Origin of the sequence: Pedobacter montanisoli (assembly GCF_022809115.1) — a bacterium.
In the GTDB taxonomy this organism is placed as follows: Bacteria; Bacteroidota; Bacteroidia; order Sphingobacteriales; family Sphingobacteriaceae; genus Pedobacter; species Pedobacter montanisoli.
The window spans coordinates 958,584-976,683 of sequence record NZ_JALGBH010000001.1; the positions used below are offsets into that span (position 1 = coordinate 958,584).

Consider the following 18,100-nt stretch of genomic DNA (forward strand, 5'->3'; position numbering starts at 1 on the left):
TGAATCCTTATTTAAACTAAAAAATTATTTAATAACTAACCAAATTCATGTTTATGAAAAAAAGACTACTCATGATGCTTTTCGGTATTTTTGTGCTTGCTGCTCAGGTGTTTGCCCAGCAGGCTACAGTTACTGGAAAAGTTTTTGATGAAGACCGATTGCCGTTACCTGGGGCATCCGTAAGGATTAAGGGACAGACAACGGCTGTATCTACTTCAAGTGATGGATACTATAGTATCAAGGCGTCTGTTGGTCAGACGTTGGTTTTTTCTTTTGTTGGAACTATTACTCAAGAAATAACCGTTAAAACTCCAACAATTGATGTGGTTTTAAAATCAGATGCCAATCAGCTATCTGAAGTTAAAATTACAGGAGCTATGGGAATCAAAGAAGAGAAAAGAGCCCTTGGAGCTTCAAGTCAATCTATAAAAGGTACAGAAGTTGCTCAAACTCAAAGAGAAAATTTTATTAACGGTCTTCAGGGAAGAGTTGCGGGTTTAACCGTAAATAGCACTTCTGGTGTTCCGGGAGCATCTAGTTCCATTATTCTTCGTGGTATAAGCTCTATTAACAGTAGTAACCAGCCATTAATCGTAATTGATGGTATTCCTTCTGATAATAATACCTTTGCTACAGGTGAATTAGCCTCTAGTGGTGCAACAGCAACATCTTTTGAAAATAGGGGGGTTGACTTTACAAACCGTTCATCAGATTTTAGTCCTGAAGACATTGAAGATATTACGGTATTAAAAGGTCCTGAAGCTGCAGCTCTTTATGGTATTGATGCTGCAAACGGAGCCATTATTATTACTACAAAAAGAGGTAAGGCCGGAGATGGAAGGATTAATTACAGCAATGCGTTCAGAATTGACCATGTAACTAAAATGCCTGAAGTACAAAAAGTATATGGTGCAGGAGCAAGTGGTCTGGATGATGAAACCTATGCTTATTTTGGATCAAAATATAGAGAGGGTACTCAGTTTTATGATAATATCTCTAATTTCTTTCAGACATCTTTAACACAAAAACACAATTTATCATTTGAAGGTGGTTCAGAAAAAGCTACTTATAGAATTTCTTCAACCTATAATAACCAAAAAGGTGTGGTTCCTCACACAGGATATGATCGTTTTACATTAAATGGAGCTTCAACAGCTAAAATTAATAGCTGGTTTAATGTTGATTTATCCTTGACTTACAGCTATTCTAAAAACGATAAAGTTTTTAAAGGCGGTGGCGGACCTCTCATTGGACTATTAATGTGGCCGGTTACAGATGACGCTTCAAATTATCTTACACCGGGAGGTTTAAGAAGAAAAATATTTACAGGTGTAAGTTATGCTAATGAGATAGATAACCCTTATTTCAATATCAATAAAAATGATTTATATGATGTAAATAATAGAGTTTTTGCAGCTACTAGCTTGGTAATTACGCCAATCAAAGATTTATCTTTTACAACTAGAGTAGGATTTGATGTGGGTACATTTGAAAGTATGACTTTTCAGCACCCAGAATCGGCTAGAGCTTACACCAGAAAAGGAGCTTTAGATCAGGTTACCAGAACTTCTCAGAATTTAAATATCAACAGTTTTGTAAGGTATTCGAAAAAAATTATACCTAAATTAAACTTTAATGTTTTAGCAGGCGCTGAAATTAAATCAGAAGAATCTAATGCATTATCTACTTATGGTGAGAAGTTCTTAGAGCCAAATTTTGAGTCGATTAATAATACCGATGGTTTATCAAGAAAAGTGTTGACTACAAAATATCAAAGAAGAGTTGCATCTATATATGGTCAGGTTCAACTTAATTATGATAAAATTCTTTATGTAACTGCAACAGGAAGAAATGACTGGACTTCAACTTTACCAGTGCCAAATAATTCTTTCTTTTATCCTTCTTTGTCAACAAGTTTAAACTTTACAGATATTAAGGCATTATCTGGAATTAAAAAAGTATTAAATTATGGTAAATTAAAAGCAAGTATTGCTCAGGTAGGTCGTGATGCAAGAGCGTATAAAATTTATCCGGCATTACAATTCGAAGACAACTCCGTTGGGGGTTATCGCTATGGTTTTACAGGACCTAACTTTGGTTTAAAACCAGAAATGGCAACTTCTTATGAATTTGGTACAGAGTTGTCGTTTTTAAATAGCAGAATTAATTTAGAATTTGCTTATTACAAAAAGAAAACAGAAGACCAGATTGTAAGAGATATCAGAGCAAGTTATGCTACGGGTTTCGTATTAACAGATATGAACGGAGGGGTTACACAAAACCATGGTTATGAAACTTTGTTAACTGTAAAGCCAATCATGAAAAAAGACTTTACATGGAATGTAATTGCTAATTTTGACATTTCAAGATCTAAAGTAGTTTCTTTACCTCGTGATTTACCAGAATCTTATAATTCAGATACCTGGTTATATAATGATATAAGAAAATCAGCCAGGCCGGGAAGTTCATTAACTGCCTTTTCAGGTAAATTCTACCTTAGAAATGATGCGGGAGATATCTTAATAGATCCAGCAACTGGATTGCCTTATCGTACTCAGGATTTCATATTAAATGGTACAGATACCTGGCCAAAATGGACCTTAGGTTTAACCAATGAGTTTTCATTTAAAGATTTCAGATTATCTTTCTTACTTGATTTTAGAAAAGGGGGAGATGTGTTAAATGCTACAGAACATTTTTTAACGCAAAAAGGTTTAGCTTTAAGAACACTTGATAGAGAAACACCAAGAGTAATTAAAGGCGTATTGAGAGATGGTAAAGAGAATACCGCTAATCCAACAGTAAATAATATTGTAGTAAATCCATTCTATGATAGCAGATATTATAGTAATATAAGCGAGGAGCTATTTATAGAAAGAAATATAAACTGGATTAGGTTAAGAGATGTTACCTTATCATATGCAATACCAAGTAAAGTATTGGCAAGACAGAAATTCTTTAAATCAGCATCAGCATTTATTACAGCTACAGATGTGTTCTTGATCACAAATTATTCAGGAGCAGATCCTATTGCTAACGGAAATAACGCAGCTACCGTTGGTGCAGGCGGGATGGGTATTGATTATGGTAACTTCCCAATTTCTACAGGAATAAACTTTGGAGTTAGAATTGGATTATAATATTATTTTTTAGAAAATATGAAAAAGACTTTTGCAAAAATATTATTGATATCTACCATTTTAGCAGGTACAGGCTGTAAAAAATGGTTGGATGTAAATAAAAACCCTAATGCTCCCGATGTGGTAGCACCAAATCTTTATTTAGGGCCAATGATGACCAATTTTGTTTTTTCACAACAAATAGATGGTCGTTATACGGGTAAATATGCTCAGTTCTGGTCGCAGACTACAACTAATGATACTTGGGACAGACACGGTTACCTTTTTACAACAGCAGATTATGCTGCCGAACAATGGCGTACAGTTTATTGGTTAATGGGCTATAATCTTATCGATATGATGACCCTTTCTGAGCAACAGCAAAGATGGGATTTGCTAGGAATAGGATATGTATTAAAAGCATGGGGCTGGTTAAATTTAACTACATTCCATGGTGAGCTGATCATTAAACAGGCTTTTGATACAAGCCTTAAAACCTTTGATTACGACTCTCAGGAAGTGGTTTACGATGAAATCATCAGATTACTTGATTTAGCTATAGAAAATCTTAAGAAAACAGATGGTAAAGTAGATGCCGCTTTTATAGGAACAGCAGATAATGTTTATAATGGTAACAGGGAGAAATGGTTAAAACTGGCTTACGGCTTAAAAGCAACAGCTTTAAATCACCTTTCAAATAAAACAGGAAAATATAAGCCTGATGACATTATCACAGCTGTAGATAACTCATTTACAAGCAATGCCGATGATGCTAAATTCAAATTCAGTGGGGTAGCTAATGGGTCTAAAAATTATTTAAGTCCTGATCGTGACAACTTTACACTAGTTCGCCATACCAACTTTTTCCTGAATTTGTTGAATGGAAATCAAAATGGAGGTGTAACAGATCCTCGTTTAAGTAGATTGATTTTTAAATCGACTGATGGTGGATATTATGGTATTAACCCTACTTATGGTACAACTGGATTAACAACCAATCAAATTCCTAAAACAATATGGGGTACTACAGTATCAGGAATTGATTTACCAGGAAACTATGTTTTCAATGCAAAATCAAGCTTCCCTTTATTAACTTATGCTCAGCTTCAATTTGTAAAAGCAGAGGCTGCATTCTTAAAAGGCGATAAGGTAACTGCATTAGGCGCTTACAAAAAAGGCATAGCTGCACACATGGATTTTGTAAATACTGCCAATGCAGAGTCTGCTAATCCAGGTGTTACTCAGATCAGTGCTACAGAGAAAAGTGACTTTTTGGCCTCTGCTGTTGTTCCTACCAACCCTAATAATCTGAAATTGGGAGACATTATGACCCAGAAATATATTGTGCAATGGGGATGGGCTTTCAATGAAGCTTGGACAGATTTACGCCGCTACCATTATACAGATTTAGAACCTGGAAGTGCTACTGACGAGGTTTTTAGAGGGTTTACTATTCCTGAAGCGAGCAAATTATTTGAGGCAAATGAGGGTAATCCTGTATATAGAGTTAGGCCAAGGTATAATTCAGAATGGATATGGAATTTAGAATCTTTAAAGAAACTGGGAGGTGATAAATTAAATTACCATACTAAAATAATGTGGATTTTTGAAAAAAATTGATAATATGAAAAAGTTAAAAATCATAGTAGCTGCATTAAGTGTGTTCTCAATAGCATGCTTTATAGGTTGTGAAAAAAATGCCGTAGAAGATATTACGGTTCCATATAACGGCGCTTTATTTAAATTTTACAATTTTGCATTATCAAGCCCTACAGTAAATGCATATGCAAATAATACTAAATTTACAGCCATAGCTTCATTAACAGGAGTAGAAAGTGCCGCAGGTACTTCTGCTGGGGGAGTTGCTCCGGCAAGGGGATATTCTTTGGTTCAGGCTGGTTCAAATATTGTTTTTAGAGTAGTTACTCCAAGCACAATGGCAGCTAGTACTACTACAGGTTTTGGACCTAATTTAGAAATAGCAGCTGTAACAGCATCGATAGAAGACGGGAAAAACTATAGCTTTTATGCAAGTGGTGTTTTTAACAAAACTACCCAAAAAGCAGATTGCTTTATTATAGAAGATAAATTACCTCAACCAGACTCTTCTGCAAGTTACATCAGGCTGGTGAATCCTGGTCATAATACAAGTACATTGTCTTTAGAGATTACAAGAACATTGAAACTGCCTGATGGATCTACTATAACAGAAGTAACTACTCCTATTACTGGAGTGCCATATAAGGCCGCCTCTCCTTTTGTTAAAGTTGCTCCAGGTAGTTACTCTTTAAAACTTACAGACCAGGCTACAGGTAAATCAGTTACCCGTGCAGCCACCGGTTTTGCTAAAAACAGAGTATATACCTTTACATTAAGAGGAGACTTAATTAGTGGTGTAGCCAGCAGTCCAACATTATTCTTGGACTTTACGGAAAACCGATAAACGATCAAAGCCCATCAATTTTGTTTGATGGGCTTTTTTATTAAATTTGCTCCATAAATAATTATCATGGCAACGTTTACACTTACACCCGAAACCTGGAAAAGAGTTCAAACCAAATTCTTAAGAAAGTATCGCGAGCTGGCAACAGTTGATCTGGTTTTTACACCCGGACATGAAGATGAGCTGGTTCAAACGTTGGCCAAACTGGTAAACCGTGACCGTAATTATATAGAATTCACCATACGTAAAGCCCTGGCAGATCCAACTGGTAACAGACTTTAGTCAAGAGTTCAAACAATTTTCTTAAATTTACTTCTCCGGATAACACACAAACGTGTTTGAAAACTCAGCATCTCATGAGAAAAGTAAATAAAATCATTATCCTCATAGGCATAGGTATATTATCCATAAGCTTTGCCTTCAAAGAAGATCTTTTTCAGGTATCTAAGAACTTAGACATTTTTGCATCAGTTTACAAAGAAGTAAGTATAAACTATGTAGAAGACTCTAATCCTGCTGGTTTAATGAAAACAGGAATAGATGCCATGTTGAATAGTCTCGATCCTTATACCGAATATGTTCCCGAATCAGAAATAGAAAATTATAAACTTAAATATGTAAGTACGCAATACGGTGGTATTGGAGCAGGTACACTGGTTATAGATGGAAAACTATTTATTAATGAAGTAACGGAGGGAAATCCGGCACATAAAGGAGATGTACGTCCAGGAGACCAGATTGTTAAAATTAATGGAATAGAAGTAAAAGATAAAGACAGAGCAGAAGTTAGTCAGCTTTTACGTGGGCCCAAAGGAACACAGGTTTCATTAGTTTTGGTTAGAGATGGAGCTGTAGTGAATAAAACCCTTGCCCGCGAAGAAATTAAGCAACCTAATGTTTCTTATTCAGGTATGCTTGACAACCAGATTGGATACATTAAACTGGATAAGTTTTTAGAAAACTCGGGGCAGGAAGTTAAGGATGCGTTAGAAAAGATCAACAAGCAAAATCCTAAAGGGCTAATTTTAGATCTTCGCAATAATGGAGGCGGTATTTTACAGGAAGCAGTTAAAATTGTAAATCTTTTTGTAGATAAAAATGTGTTAGCGGTAATACAGAAAGGGCGTAACCCCGAAAAATCTATCAATTACTATACACAAAATATTCCTTTGGCTCCACAAACCCCTTTGGTTGTATTGGTAAACAGAGGTTCTGCCTCTGCATCAGAAATTGTAGCTGGTGCTTTGCAAGATCTAGACAGAGCTATTATAGTAGGTCAGATAAGCTTTGGAAAAGGATTGGTTCAGCAAACCTTTAATCTTCCGTATAACAGTCTGGTAAAGGTTACGGTAGCAAAATATTACACACCATCAGGAAGATGCATACAGGCCTTGGATTATGCGCATAAAAAGAAAGACGGAACGGCAAGTAAGTTTGCGGATTCGACATTAAAGCCATTCAGAACCAAAGCCGGACGAACTGTTTATGATGGTAATGGCATATATCCTGATGTTACAGTAGAACAGGATAAACTGAGTCCGGTTACAATTTCTCTTATTACTAAAAACCTGTTTTTTGATTATGCAAACAATTTCAGAAAGAATAATAAAGAAGTTGGAACTGCCAATAAATTCCAGCTTTCAGATGCGGCATATACTCAGTTTATAAATGCTGTTTCGGGTAAAAATTATAATTATACTTCAAATACTGAACGCCTGTTAACGGCCCTAAAAGAAGAGGCTGAAAAAGAGAATAAGCTGGCTTTGGTAAAAACAGATATAGAAGATCTGAAGGTAAAGGTTAGCCAAGCCAAAAAAACAGATTTAACTACGCATAAAGACGAAATAAAACGAATGCTTGAAACCCAAATCATTTCTCGTTATTATTTTGAGCGAGGCAAAATAGAGCAATCTTTTCAATACGATAAAGAACTGATCAAAGCTCAATCTATTCTGGCTAACGGACAGCAGATGTTGGCTATTTTAAAAGGAGATGGAACCTATAAGAATATAGGTAGCCCTGTTCTTAAAGTAGATTAAAATTAAAAGGCCAAAATCATTGATTTTGGCCTTTAGCATATAGTAAATTAGAATAATCTAGTTATCCATCGCGTGTAAACGTACTCTTAAACCATCATACTCAGGGCTTAACTGTATTTGACAAGCTAATCTCGAGTTGGGTAATACATCAGGTAGGGTATCTAACATGGCATATTCATCATCGCTCATTTCATTGAGTTTTTCTTCGCCCTCCATTATATCTACACAGCAGGTTGCGCAAAGAGCCATGCCTCCACAGGTTGCCAAAATATCATATTCACTGGCTTTTAAAAATTCCATTAAGCTTAAGCCCATATCAGTAGGGGCACTTAGAGTGGCTGTGTTGCCTTCCCTGTCTTCAACGTGTATGGTAATATCTGTTGCCATATCTTAAAACTCGCTAATTCCGTTTACAGTAGTGTATTTCATGGTATATTTTATGCCCGGATTCATGTATTGGTAAGCGCTGTGACTCATCAATGCAGCCTCATGAAAACCACACAAAATTAACTTTAATTTATTGGTATAAGTATTAATATCGCCAATGGCGTAAATACCTGGTATGTTTGTAGAATAATCATCAGTATTTACTTCAATAGCACTTTTGCTGATGTTTAATCCCCAGTTTTCAATAGGGCCTAATTTAGGGCTTAATCCGAATAACGGAATAAGATGATCTGTTTCAATGGTAGTAGTTTCCATGGTCTTATTATGGATTACCTCTACCGTTTCTAATTTGCCTTCGCCAGAAACAGCGTTTAAATTACTGTTCAATAGTAAATTTATTTTTCCAGATGCAGCTAACTCCATTACCTTATTTACAGAATCAGGAGCACCTCTAAAGCTTTCGCTACGGTGTATCAAAGTAAGTTCTTCTACCATATCAGCCAGGAAAATCGTCCAGTCTAAAGCAGAGTCTCCACCACCGGCAATCACCATTTTCTGTCCACGATACTTCTCAGGATCCAAAATCATGTAATTAACACCACGGCCATTTTCAAAGTGTTCTAAGCCAGCTACTGCAGGTTTACGAGGCTCAAAACAACCCAATCCGCCTGCAATTACTATAACTTTGGCTTCTATAACAGTGCCCATGTTTGTTGTAAGCACAAAATCGGCTTCACCACGTTTTTCTAATCCTTCAATACGTTCACCTAAAGTAAAACCAGGATGAAATGGCTTGGCCTGTTCCATCAGGTTGTCAATAAGTTCCTGGGCCAAAACCGACGGGAAACCCGGTATATCGTAAATAGGCTTTTTAGGGTAGATTTCTGATAACTGGCCGCCAACCTGAGGTAAATAATCAATTAAATGACAACGCATTTTTAATAATCCGGCTTCGAAAATCGCAAATAAACCCACCGGACCAGCGCCAATAATGGCTATATCAGTTGAAATCATATTTTAAAATTTGGGCAAAAATACAAAATTAACTTATAAAAGTATTTGCTTATTTAGAAGAATTCTATATAGATGACAATAAAAGGACGAAAAAGATAGGATGTGAGCAGAGGTGTCATGAACAATAGCGTTATCATTTTTATTATCTTTGACAGAGATGAGAGATAAGATATATTTCGCCTCCGATTTTCATTTGGGTTCTCCAAGTTTTGAGACTAGCCGCGAGCGGGAAAACCGCATTGTACGCTGGTTAAATTTTATCGAGCCAGATTGCAGCGAACTTTTTTTGATGGGCGATGTATTTGATTTCTGGTTTGAATACAAATATGTGGTGCCTAAAGGATTTACCCGGCTACTGGGCAAGCTTGCACAGATGAGCGATTCTGGCATAAAAATTTATTTCTTTAAAGGAAACCACGATATGTGGGTGAAAGATTACTTTACCAAAGAATTGGGAATGCAGATTGTAAGTGATGAGATGATCATTGTGCGCAATGGTAAAAAGATCTATTTGCACCATGGAGATGGTTTAGGGCCCGGAGATGCAAAATATAAATTTCTGAGAAAGATATTCAGAAATCCGTTTTGCCAATGGCTATTTGGTATGCTACCTCCTCGTATAGGCATAGGTATCGCCAATAAATGGTCAACACATAGTAGGGCAGCTAATCATAATGACGAAGTATTCTTAGGCGAAGAAAAAGAATGGCTCGCTATTTATGCCAAAGAGTTACTGCAAAAAGAGCACTATGATTATTTTGTTTTTGGTCACAGACATTTGCCGCTTACCATAAAATTAAACGAACACAGTACTTATATCAATATTGGTGAGTGGCTTAAATACAACTCGTACGCTGTATTTGATGGAAATGATTTAACCCTTACTTATTTTGAAAAATAAACACAGGATATGTTAATGGTTAATAAGAGAAGAAATTGGAATAAGTATCTACTGGGTACATTTATATTTGTGGTGCTTTTCTCCGGTAACTCTTTTTCCCAGCAAAAGGCTATTGCTGTAATAGATACACCTGCAAAGACTGTCTTTATAGACAACTTAGATGCGGTTTACGTACTAACTCCTAAAGATGAATTATTAAAATATGATACAAAGGGAGCATTAAAATGGCGTTACAGCAATAACAGATATGGTAAGGTAAAAAGTATTGATGTTACAGATCCTTTACGTGTCGTTATTTTTTATGCCGATTTTCAGCAGGTGGTGGTTTTAAATAATAACCTGAGCCAGATTGCAACCTATTCTTTCGCTTATAACAGCAATTTATTGGTTTCGGCAATAGCTGTGGCCGATAATAATGCATTCTGGATCTTTGAGACAACCAGTAATAGTCTAATCAAGTTGAGTAGCGATTTTAGTGAAAATACACGTTCGGCTAACCTTTATCAGTTATTTGATGAGCTCGTTTTCCCAAAAAAGATTTTAGTAGCCAATCAACATATTTATTTGCAGAAACCTAACAATGATGTCTTAATTTTCGATGTATTTGGTGCTTTTTTAAGACTTCTAAGCTTGGAGGGATTAGCTGATTTTGAAATACATAATAATAAATTAATCTATATGGCTGAGAAAAAGCTTCATCTTTATGATTTAAACAGCCAAAAGGTATCTACAACACTTCTGCCTGTTGGCGTTGAAATAAAGCAGGTAGCGCTTGGCAATAAAATAATTGCAGCATTAACCGAAAAAGGCGTATTTTTGTACCCTGCAAATTAATACCTTGAAATAAAAAGCATTATTTTTTGTGTAAATCCGGGTTTTGATCTAAAAAGCTAAATTTTTTTAAGGCTCAAATCAGATCCGTTAATCATGCATGTAAATAGATTTTCTGAATAAATATGTTAGATAAATTAGAAGCTATAAAGCTGCGCTGGGAAGATGTAGAAGAACAATTAAGTAATCCTGATGTAATACAGGATATGAAGCGTTTTGCGGCTTTAAATAAAGAATATAAAGATCTTACCAAGATTGTAGAAGAATACAAGATCTACAAGAACGTAATGAGTAATATCGATGCCAATAAAGAGATACTAAGCAACGAGAAAGACCAGGAATTACGTGAAATGGCTAAAGAGGAGCTGGATATTTTATTGGTTAAACAAGAAGAAATGGAGGCGGCCATACGCTTAATGTTGATTCCTAAGGATCCTGAAGATGCTAAGAATGCGGTTTTTGAAATAAGAGGAGGTACGGGAGGCGATGAAGCTGCACTTTTTGCAGGCGATTTATATCGTATGTACACCCGCTTTTTTGAGACTAAAGGCTGGCGTACCGAAGTAATGGATGTAACAGAAGGTACAGCAGGAGGTTACAAAGAAGTAATCTTAAAAGTAAGTGGCGAAGATGTTTACGGACAATTAAAGTACGAGAGTGGTGTACACCGTGTACAACGTGTGCCCGATACTGAAACACAAGGTCGTGTACATACATCGGCAGCATCTGTAGCGGTATTGCCAGAAGCCGAAGAAGTGGATGTGTACATTAATCCTGCAGATATTGAATTGCAGACCTCACGTTCAGGCGGTGCCGGTGGACAGAACGTAAATAAGGTAGAAACAAAAGTTCAGCTTACCCATAAACCTTCTGGTATTGTAGTGGTTTGTCAGGTTGAACGCTCACAGTTGGCTAACAGAGAATTGGCTATGGAAATGCTGCGTTCTAAATTGTATGATCTTGAAGTGCAAAAGAAACACGGAGATATTGCCGCGAAACGCAAAACCATGGTTTCAACAGGCGATAGATCGGCTAAGATCAGAACCTATAATTATCCGCAGGGAAGAGTAACGGATCACCGTATCGGTTTAACACTTTATAATTTGCCTGCAATAGTTAATGGCGAAATACAAGAGTTAATAGATAAGCTTCAGTTTGCAGAAAATGCAGAAAAAATGAAAGAAGGAGCTGTTAACTAAACTACCTCTAAATAGATTTGAAATATTCTTTCTGCAAATCAAGGAGTTATAAAAAAGTTAAAAAAAATATTGCAAATAAAAAATAACAAGCTATATTTGCAAACCCAAACAGAAAGACAATGTCTGATGTTAGGAAAACGGTTCGGTAGTTCAGCTGGTTAGAATGCCGCCCTGTCACGGCGGAGGTCGCGGGTTCGAGTCCCGTCCGGACCGCATAAAAGCCTTGAAACATTGTTTCAGGGCTTTTTGCTTTTTAAGCTATTTCTCGTTTTTTCCTAAACGCTATATAAGAGTAGAATAATTATTCCAAAAACGAGGTGTTCGGGAATTTTTTTCTACATTTTTTAACAACAATAATCCCTTCAGGCTATGTTCCTTTCAATAAAACAAAATGGTTTTAAAATTGATAGATATTATACAACTCACTGTTAACGGGTAAAAACAGAGAGGGTGCCTATTACTCTTGATGGGTAAAACATAAACACAATAGGTTTAACGAATGTAAGCACTCGTGGTATCGCCCATTGCGATAATTAGACTTATTGGCTTATGGCATTTGAGGTACAGATCATGTGTGTGAACAAAACAACTAAACCAGATCCTCACAAAAGAATAAGTAGTATTGGAGGTGAACATAAGGGAAAGAAATGGCATATTTCTGTTGAAACAGCTATTAGAGGAATAGAAGCTGGTCATTGGGAGTTTTATACGCTTGTTAACGATCAGAAAAGGTACGTTGAAATAGCAGTTTCTACTCAAGGGAACAAATATCTGACTACCAGTGACAGCGCAGATACTTTAGACCTTATAGGTTTGGAAAATTGTACAGTACATGATTAAACTTAACCTAACCCCGGAGAAATCCGGGGTTTATTTTTGAGGATTTAATCCAAAGGTATTTTGACCTAAAAAAGTTATTTGATTTCCGATTTCTTTCTAAGCTCTTCAAATTTTTTCAGATCAAAAGCAGATAGTTTGTCTTCTCCTATTGCTTTGTAGATTACACTGCGATTCTGATAATACTCTGCCACTTCAGGGTCTAATACAATAGCTTGGGTTAAATCTTTAAGAGCTAAATTGTATTCTCTTAAGTTTCCATATACTATGCCTCTGTAAAAATATGCAGGAGCATATTTGGAATCTAATTCTATGGCTTTTGAAAGACTGTTTAATGCCAGCTTGAGGTAGTTAGCATCTTTGCTTTCTGTGTACCAGGCCATATAAGTTCTTCCTACCAAAGCATGAGAAGAAGTTGCATAATTGGGGTTAACATCAATTGCTTTATTAAATTCCTGTAAAGCCAGTTCATATTGTTTTTTATTGTAGTATTCAACTCCTTTGTTTTGCAATATTACGGTCTCTAAGCCAATATCAAGTTTACTTTTACCGTTACTCTGATTTTGTTCGGGAGCATTTGATTTACCTTTATAGATGCCATTTTCAAAGAAACCTTCTTCACTTTTTCCATTTGCATGTATGTATTTTCCAAATCCTGTAAGTAGATTGTTTTTAAAATCGCCTTCATAACTCTCTCCACCCCATTGGGTATTTTTCCCCCAGGTCATTTTTCCTTTTCCACTTCTTTGCCCATTTATAAAATTACCTTCATAAACACTGCCATCAGCCCAGGTGTATTTGCCCGTTCCGGTTCGGGTACCGTTTTTGATTTCGCCTTCATAGACATGCCCATTAGCCCATACTATTCTTCCTTTCCCGTTAAGGTCATTGTCTTTCCAGTAACCTTTATAATTGTATCTGAGGCTTGAAGAAGCTTCACCATAACCATTAGCCTTACCATTGCCTACTTCGCCATTGTAATAGATAGTGTCTTTTGGATTAGAAGCTCTGGTGAACTCTAATTTTTGCCATTTAGCTTTAGGGCTAATAGAAGAACGTATTTTATTCTTTTGTTGAGCCTGTAGAATAATAGTATGGCCAATCAGAAAAAATAGGGTGATCATGACCTTTTTCATCATTGTAAATGCGAAGGTTAATACAATAAATTAACTGAATATACTCATATTTGGTTGATTACACAATTCCAAAATATTAAAAACCAAATAGTTGTAAAGGGTGTTGTTTTTTTAAACTCTAACTTAAATCGTTATGAAAAAGTATTTGTTATTATTAACCATGGGTATGGTAATGATCTTGGGATCATGCTCCAGACCAGGCAAAGAAATTGCCCAGGCTATGTTAAATTCTACAAAGGATAATACTTCTATCGGAGTAGCTAAATTTTATAGTGAGGCAGGAGGTAAAATTAAGATGGACTTGGAACTTAATTTTCCGGAAAGAGCAGACAGCACTGTAGCAGTCCATTTTCATGAATACGGAGACTGTGGAAATATGGGAGAAAATACACATGGTCATTGGAATCCTACCAACGAACCACATGGTAAGTGGGGAAGCGCTGCATACCATTCAGGTGATATAGGGAATATCAAATTAGATGGAAAAGGACATGCTACGCTTAGTGTAACTACCGATAGATGGAGTGTAATGCCTAATGATGTCAAAAATATCATAGGCAGAGGAATTATAGTTCATGGAGGAACTGATGATTATACCACACAACCAACCGGTAATTCAGGGCCAAGAGTGGGCTGCGGTGTAATTGAAGAAGTGAAATAAACTTAGAAAGAGCTTGTCTATCACTTAGCTTGCATTTTAGATGAGCTCTCTTTATGTAATTAGTAGGTGAATGTCATCTTCAATAAAACTGAACTTTAATATGGCAACACTTACCAATCCTCGTAATGGCAAGGCCGTGAAAGGAAAATCAAAAACATTGGCACCAGGTATAGATCTGACCGCAATGGTAGATTTAGCTTTTCTGCTGATTACATTCTTTATGCTAACCACTTCTTTGAGCAAAATGAACGCTATGGAAATTGCTAAACCTGTTAATAGTAATGAATCCATAGACTTGGCAGAATCCAGAACAATGACCATTCTTTTAGGTAAAAACAATCAGGCGGCCTATTATATGGGAGAGCCCGGAAAAGCAGTGATGCATCAAACGGATTTATCGGGGATACAAAAGCAGATTACTCAAAATAAAAAGATAGTAGCTCAAAAATATCATAATGATGCTTCAAAATTTATGATAGTAATTATTAAGCCCACCTCAGGCTCCAATTATAAAAACTTTGTAGATATCATGGATGAGGTGCATATCGGTTCTATACAATCTTACTTTATTGATGATAAGAATATCTTAGAACAGGAAAAGGTTTTTATGAAACAGAGAGGAATATAAAAACAAAAGGCCGGCTAAAAAGCCGGCCTTTATATTAAAAAGTTATTGTTATAAGCCAAATGCAGCTTTTACCTGATCAACAAAATCAAGTTTTTCCCAAGTAAACAATTCTACAGTAACTGATTTCTCTTCACCATTTGGCGATTTGAATGTTTTGGTTACAGTTTCAGGTTTACGACCCATATGGCCATAAGCTGCTGTTTCGCTATAAATGGGGTTTCTTAGTTTTAAGCGTTGTTCAATGAAATAAGGGCGCATATCAAAAATGCTTTCTACTTTTTTGCTGATTTCGCCATCAGTTAAGCCAACTTTAGAAGTACCATAAGTAACTACGTTGATTGAAGTTGGTTTAGCAACTCCAATAGCATAAGAAACCTGAACTAAAACCTCATCACATAGACCTGCAGCAACTAGATTTTTAGCAATATGACGGGTTGCATACGCAGCACTTCGATCTACTTTACTTGGATCTTTTCCAGAAAAAGCACCACCACCGTGAGCACCTTTACCACCATAAGTATCTACGATGATTTTTCTACCAGTTAAGCCTGTATCACCGTGAGGACCACCAATTACAAAAACACCAGTTGGGTTAATGTGATAAGTGATGTCATCGTTAAATAAGTGAGCGTATTGTGGATATTTAGCTTTAACTCTAGGAATTAAGATCGAAATCAAGTCGCTTTTAATTTTAACCAGCATTTCATCGTTGGCAGCATCTTTATCTGCTCTAGAATCAGATTTCGCTTTCACAAAATCATCATGCTGCGTAGAGATTACTATCGCATCAATTCTCTGCGGTTGGTTGTCGTCAGAATATTCTAAGGTTACTTGAGATTTAGCATCTGGACGTAAATACGTTATTTCAGCATTTTCTCTTCTCAAAACAGCCAGTTCTCTCAATAAAGCATGAGACAAATCAAGCGCTAACGGCATATAATTTTCAGTTTCGTTAGTTGCATAACCAAACATCATACCCTGGTCACCAGCACCTTGTTCTTCTTTGGTCTTTCTATCTACACCTTGGTTAATATCTTGAGATTGCTCATGAATTGCCGATAACACACCACATGAATTGGCTTCAAACATGTATTCACTTTTGGTATAGCCAATTTTTTTAATTACATCTCTGGCAATTTGTTGTACGTCAAGATAAGTTGTAGACTTTACCTCTCCGGCTAATATAACCTGCCCTGTGGTTACTAAGGTCTCGCAAGCAACCTTCGATTCGCTGTCGAAAGCTAAAAAGTTATCAATTAACGCGTCTGAAATTTGATCGGCAATTTTATCAGGATGCCCTTCAGATACAGATTCTGATGTGAATAAATAAGACATTTTAAATCTTCTCTAATGTTAAAAAATATAAAATGTTAAGTGAGAAAGCCCCGAATAAATCGGCCTGTAAAATAAGTGTAGAAAGAATTAGCACTTTTTTTTACGTGGTTGCAATCTTGCTCTTAATTAAGAGTTTAGCAAATCAGTCCACCTTAACGGCACAAAAGTAGTGTAATAAATTTTAATACTCAAAAATTATCAATTATTTTGTCGCTCAAATCCTTATGTCTTTACAAAAGTATAACATTCTGTTTGTGATCAATCCTATTTCCGGTGGAAAAAAAAAGGATCGCATCCCTGCTTTAATCAGTAAATATTTAGATAAAACTAAATTTAATGCCACTTATATTTTTACTGAAAAAGAAGGTCATGCCACAGAAATAGCTGCAGAGGCCGAATGCAAGAATATTGCTATTGTGGTAGCTGTAGGAGGTGATGGAACTATAAATGAAATTGCCAGCAGCTTAGTAAATACTAAGGTAAGTCTGGGAATTATTCCTTTTGGTTCTGGTAATGGCCTGGCCAGATTTTTAGGTATTCCTATGACTACAAAAGGAGCCGTGAAATATCTTAATTTATTAAACATACAGGCAATTGATTCTGCCCAATTGAATGAAAGGCACTTTTTTAATATGGCAGGTATGGGGTTTGATGCCCACATCAGTGCTGTCTTTGCCGGGAATAAAAGTCGGGGCTTAAAAAGCTATGTTAAATTAGGACTTAAAGAAATCACTTCTTATAAGGCACAACGTTATAAATTGGAAATAGATGGCATATTCTATGAACGCGATGCGTTTGCAATTAGTATAGCCAACTCTTCTCAATATGGCAATAATGTATATATATCACCAAAATCTTCACTAACAGATGGCTGGTTAGATGTTTGCATCATAAAGCCCATACCTTTGTTTAAGTTACCAGTTTTAGCTTATGAAATGATAGCTGCTAAAACCCATAATTCATCTTTGGTAGAGATTATAAGGGGTAAGGAAATTAAAATCATAAGGAATAAGCCGGATTCCGTTCATCTCGATGGAGAACCTTTTCAAATGGAAAAGCATATTAATATTAAAATAGAACCGGCATCGTTAAATATAATTGTTGGAAAACTTTAAATTTAAACCGTGAGCAAGCAGAAAAAAAAGATCTATAATGACTTTGGTGGAATCATGTTTTCTACAAATCCAGATTTCGAATTTGAAGAAGAACAGTCACTGCCGGAGGAAACATTACCTAATGTGCAGCAGAATTTAAGAATTCTGTTAGACAGGAAAAACAGAGCGGGAAAAACAGCTACGGTAATTACCGGATTTATAGGTAAAGATGAAGACTTGCAGGCATTAGGTAAAACATTAAAAACCAAATGTGGTGTAGGAGGGAGTGTGAAAGATAGAGAAATTATTATACAGGGCGACTTCAGAGATAAGATTTTACAATACCTTACAGACCAAGGTTACAAAGTAAAAAAATCCGGAGGATAATACATTTAATGTGTTGAATATTAGTGTTTTGTTGAATAGTGTAAAAGCGACAATAAGTAAAAAAATATTTTAAAAAAAGCGGTTTTCCA

Annotated in this window: 17 protein-coding genes and 1 tRNA gene; 14 read left to right on the forward strand and 4 right to left on the reverse strand. The window is 36.0% G+C overall.

Translation table 11 applies throughout. The features are described 5' to 3' along the window. The first annotated feature begins 53 nt into the window (after window positions 1-53). The 5 genes from MMF97_RS04160 (at window position 54) to MMF97_RS04180 (ending at window position 7,601) form a co-directional block, all read left to right on the forward strand. Entirely contained in the window at window positions 54-3,140 is a 3,087-nt protein-coding gene (locus MMF97_RS04160) for a SusC/RagA family TonB-linked outer membrane protein (protein WP_243359568.1), read from the forward strand. An 18-nt stretch (window positions 3,141-3,158) separates the two neighbouring features. Then, window positions 3,159-4,739: a SusD/RagB family nutrient-binding outer membrane lipoprotein gene (locus MMF97_RS04165; RefSeq protein WP_243359571.1), complete on the forward strand. Its 1,581-nt coding sequence runs from the start codon at window positions 3,159-3,161 to the stop codon at window positions 4,737-4,739. Window positions 4,740-4,743: 4 nt separating this feature from the next. After that, the gene (locus MMF97_RS04170; RefSeq protein WP_243359573.1) at window positions 4,744-5,562 is read left to right on the forward strand and encodes a DUF4397 domain-containing protein; all 819 of its coding nucleotides are present in this window, start codon (window positions 4,744-4,746) and stop codon (window positions 5,560-5,562) included. A 66-nt stretch (window positions 5,563-5,628) separates the two neighbouring features. Beyond that, complete coding sequence (locus tag MMF97_RS04175) at window positions 5,629-5,844, forward strand: hypothetical protein (RefSeq protein ID WP_243359575.1); 216 nt, start codon at window positions 5,629-5,631, stop codon at window positions 5,842-5,844. Between the two features lie 74 nt (window positions 5,845-5,918). After that, a complete protein-coding gene (locus MMF97_RS04180) occupies window positions 5,919-7,601 on the forward strand; it encodes a S41 family peptidase (protein WP_243359577.1) in 1,683 nt (560 codons plus the stop codon). Between the two features lie 57 nt (window positions 7,602-7,658). Here MMF97_RS04180 and MMF97_RS04185 read toward each other — a convergent pair whose 3' ends face one another. Beyond that, the gene (locus tag MMF97_RS04185) at window positions 7,659-7,988 is read right to left on the reverse strand and encodes a 2Fe-2S iron-sulfur cluster-binding protein (protein WP_243359586.1); all 330 of its coding nucleotides are present in this window, start codon (window positions 7,986-7,988) and stop codon (window positions 7,659-7,661) included. 3 nt (window positions 7,989-7,991) lie between these two features. Then, the gene (locus MMF97_RS04190) at window positions 7,992-9,002 is read right to left on the reverse strand and encodes an NAD(P)/FAD-dependent oxidoreductase (protein ID WP_243359594.1); all 1,011 of its coding nucleotides are present in this window, start codon (window positions 9,000-9,002) and stop codon (window positions 7,992-7,994) included. Window positions 9,003-9,159: 157 nt separating this feature from the next. On the opposite strand from MMF97_RS04190, the gene MMF97_RS04195 reads away from it, so the two are divergent. From MMF97_RS04195 to MMF97_RS04215, 5 genes are all read left to right on the forward strand, one after another. Next, the gene (locus tag MMF97_RS04195) at window positions 9,160-9,903 is read left to right on the forward strand and encodes a UDP-2,3-diacylglucosamine diphosphatase (RefSeq protein WP_243359596.1); all 744 of its coding nucleotides are present in this window, start codon (window positions 9,160-9,162) and stop codon (window positions 9,901-9,903) included. Window positions 9,904-9,918: 15 nt separating this feature from the next. Further along, the gene (locus MMF97_RS04200) at window positions 9,919-10,737 is read left to right on the forward strand and encodes a hypothetical protein (RefSeq protein WP_243359598.1); all 819 of its coding nucleotides are present in this window, start codon (window positions 9,919-9,921) and stop codon (window positions 10,735-10,737) included. Window positions 10,738-10,859: 122 nt separating this feature from the next. After that, window positions 10,860-11,933 carry a peptide chain release factor 1 gene (gene prfA, locus MMF97_RS04205; protein ID WP_243359599.1) on the forward strand — a complete coding sequence of 358 codons (1,074 nt, stop codon included), beginning with the start codon at window positions 10,860-10,862 and terminating at the stop codon, window positions 11,931-11,933. Window positions 11,934-12,072: 139 nt separating this feature from the next. Continuing rightward, window positions 12,073-12,146: transfer RNA gene (locus MMF97_RS04210), tRNA-Asp, on the forward strand. Between the two features lie 336 nt (window positions 12,147-12,482). Beyond that, a complete protein-coding gene (locus MMF97_RS04215) occupies window positions 12,483-12,773 on the forward strand; it encodes a DUF3892 domain-containing protein (RefSeq protein WP_243359609.1) in 291 nt (96 codons plus the stop codon). A 74-nt stretch (window positions 12,774-12,847) separates the two neighbouring features. On the opposite strand, the gene MMF97_RS04220 is transcribed toward MMF97_RS04215, so the two are convergent. Next, window positions 12,848-13,894, reverse strand: a complete 1,047-nt coding sequence (locus MMF97_RS04220) for a tetratricopeptide repeat protein (RefSeq protein ID WP_243359611.1) — start codon at window positions 13,892-13,894, stop codon at window positions 12,848-12,850. 145 nt (window positions 13,895-14,039) lie between these two features. Between MMF97_RS04220 and MMF97_RS04225 the strand changes: the two genes are divergently transcribed. After that, on the forward strand, window positions 14,040-14,567 hold the full coding sequence (locus MMF97_RS04225; RefSeq protein WP_243359613.1) for a superoxide dismutase family protein: 528 nt from the start codon (window positions 14,040-14,042) through the stop codon (window positions 14,565-14,567). A gap of 70 nt (window positions 14,568-14,637) precedes the next feature. Beyond that, a complete protein-coding gene (locus MMF97_RS04230) occupies window positions 14,638-15,195 on the forward strand; it encodes an ExbD/TolR family protein (protein ID WP_243359623.1) in 558 nt (185 codons plus the stop codon). Window positions 15,196-15,243: 48 nt separating this feature from the next. On the opposite strand, the gene metK is transcribed toward MMF97_RS04230, so the two are convergent. Continuing rightward, window positions 15,244-16,530, reverse strand: a complete 1,287-nt coding sequence (metK, locus tag MMF97_RS04235) for a methionine adenosyltransferase (protein WP_243359624.1) — start codon at window positions 16,528-16,530, stop codon at window positions 15,244-15,246. A gap of 224 nt (window positions 16,531-16,754) precedes the next feature. Between metK and MMF97_RS04240 the strand changes: the two genes are divergently transcribed. Beyond that, entirely contained in the window at window positions 16,755-17,645 is an 891-nt protein-coding gene (locus tag MMF97_RS04240) for a diacylglycerol/lipid kinase family protein (protein WP_243359627.1), read from the forward strand. A gap of 9 nt (window positions 17,646-17,654) precedes the next feature. Beyond that, entirely contained in the window at window positions 17,655-18,011 is a 357-nt protein-coding gene (locus MMF97_RS04245) for a translation initiation factor (RefSeq protein WP_243359629.1), read from the forward strand. The last annotated feature ends 89 nt before the right edge of the window (window positions 18,012-18,100 follow it).

What these genes read in the sequence shown, in the direction of transcription:
- MMF97_RS04160 (WP_243359568.1), top strand. Translation starts at nt 54, where the DNA reads ATGAAAAAAAGACTACTCATGATGCTTTTCGGTATTTTTGTGCTTGCT.
- MMF97_RS04165 (WP_243359571.1), top strand. Translation starts at nt 3,159, where the DNA reads ATGAAAAAGACTTTTGCAAAAATATTATTGATATCTACCATTTTAGCA.
- MMF97_RS04170 (WP_243359573.1), top strand. Translation starts at nt 4,744, where the DNA reads ATGAAAAAGTTAAAAATCATAGTAGCTGCATTAAGTGTGTTCTCAATA.
- MMF97_RS04175 (WP_243359575.1), top strand. Translation starts at nt 5,629, where the DNA reads ATGGCAACGTTTACACTTACACCCGAAACCTGGAAAAGAGTTCAAACC.
- MMF97_RS04180 (WP_243359577.1), top strand. Translation starts at nt 5,919, where the DNA reads ATGAGAAAAGTAAATAAAATCATTATCCTCATAGGCATAGGTATATTA.
- MMF97_RS04185 (WP_243359586.1), bottom strand. Translation starts at nt 7,988, where the DNA reads ATGGCAACAGATATTACCATACACGTTGAAGACAGGGAAGGCAACACA.
- MMF97_RS04190 (WP_243359594.1), bottom strand. Translation starts at nt 9,002, where the DNA reads ATGATTTCAACTGATATAGCCATTATTGGCGCTGGTCCGGTGGGTTTA.
- MMF97_RS04195 (WP_243359596.1), top strand. Translation starts at nt 9,160, where the DNA reads ATGAGAGATAAGATATATTTCGCCTCCGATTTTCATTTGGGTTCTCCA.
- MMF97_RS04200 (WP_243359598.1), top strand. Translation starts at nt 9,919, where the DNA reads ATGGTTAATAAGAGAAGAAATTGGAATAAGTATCTACTGGGTACATTT.
- prfA (WP_243359599.1), top strand. Translation starts at nt 10,860, where the DNA reads ATGTTAGATAAATTAGAAGCTATAAAGCTGCGCTGGGAAGATGTAGAA.
- MMF97_RS04215 (WP_243359609.1), top strand. Translation starts at nt 12,483, where the DNA reads ATGGCATTTGAGGTACAGATCATGTGTGTGAACAAAACAACTAAACCA.
- MMF97_RS04220 (WP_243359611.1), bottom strand. Translation starts at nt 13,894, where the DNA reads ATGATCACCCTATTTTTTCTGATTGGCCATACTATTATTCTACAGGCT.
- MMF97_RS04225 (WP_243359613.1), top strand. Translation starts at nt 14,040, where the DNA reads ATGAAAAAGTATTTGTTATTATTAACCATGGGTATGGTAATGATCTTG.
- MMF97_RS04230 (WP_243359623.1), top strand. Translation starts at nt 14,638, where the DNA reads ATGTCATCTTCAATAAAACTGAACTTTAATATGGCAACACTTACCAAT.
- metK (WP_243359624.1), bottom strand. Translation starts at nt 16,530, where the DNA reads ATGTCTTATTTATTCACATCAGAATCTGTATCTGAAGGGCATCCTGAT.
- MMF97_RS04240 (WP_243359627.1), top strand. Translation starts at nt 16,755, where the DNA reads ATGTCTTTACAAAAGTATAACATTCTGTTTGTGATCAATCCTATTTCC.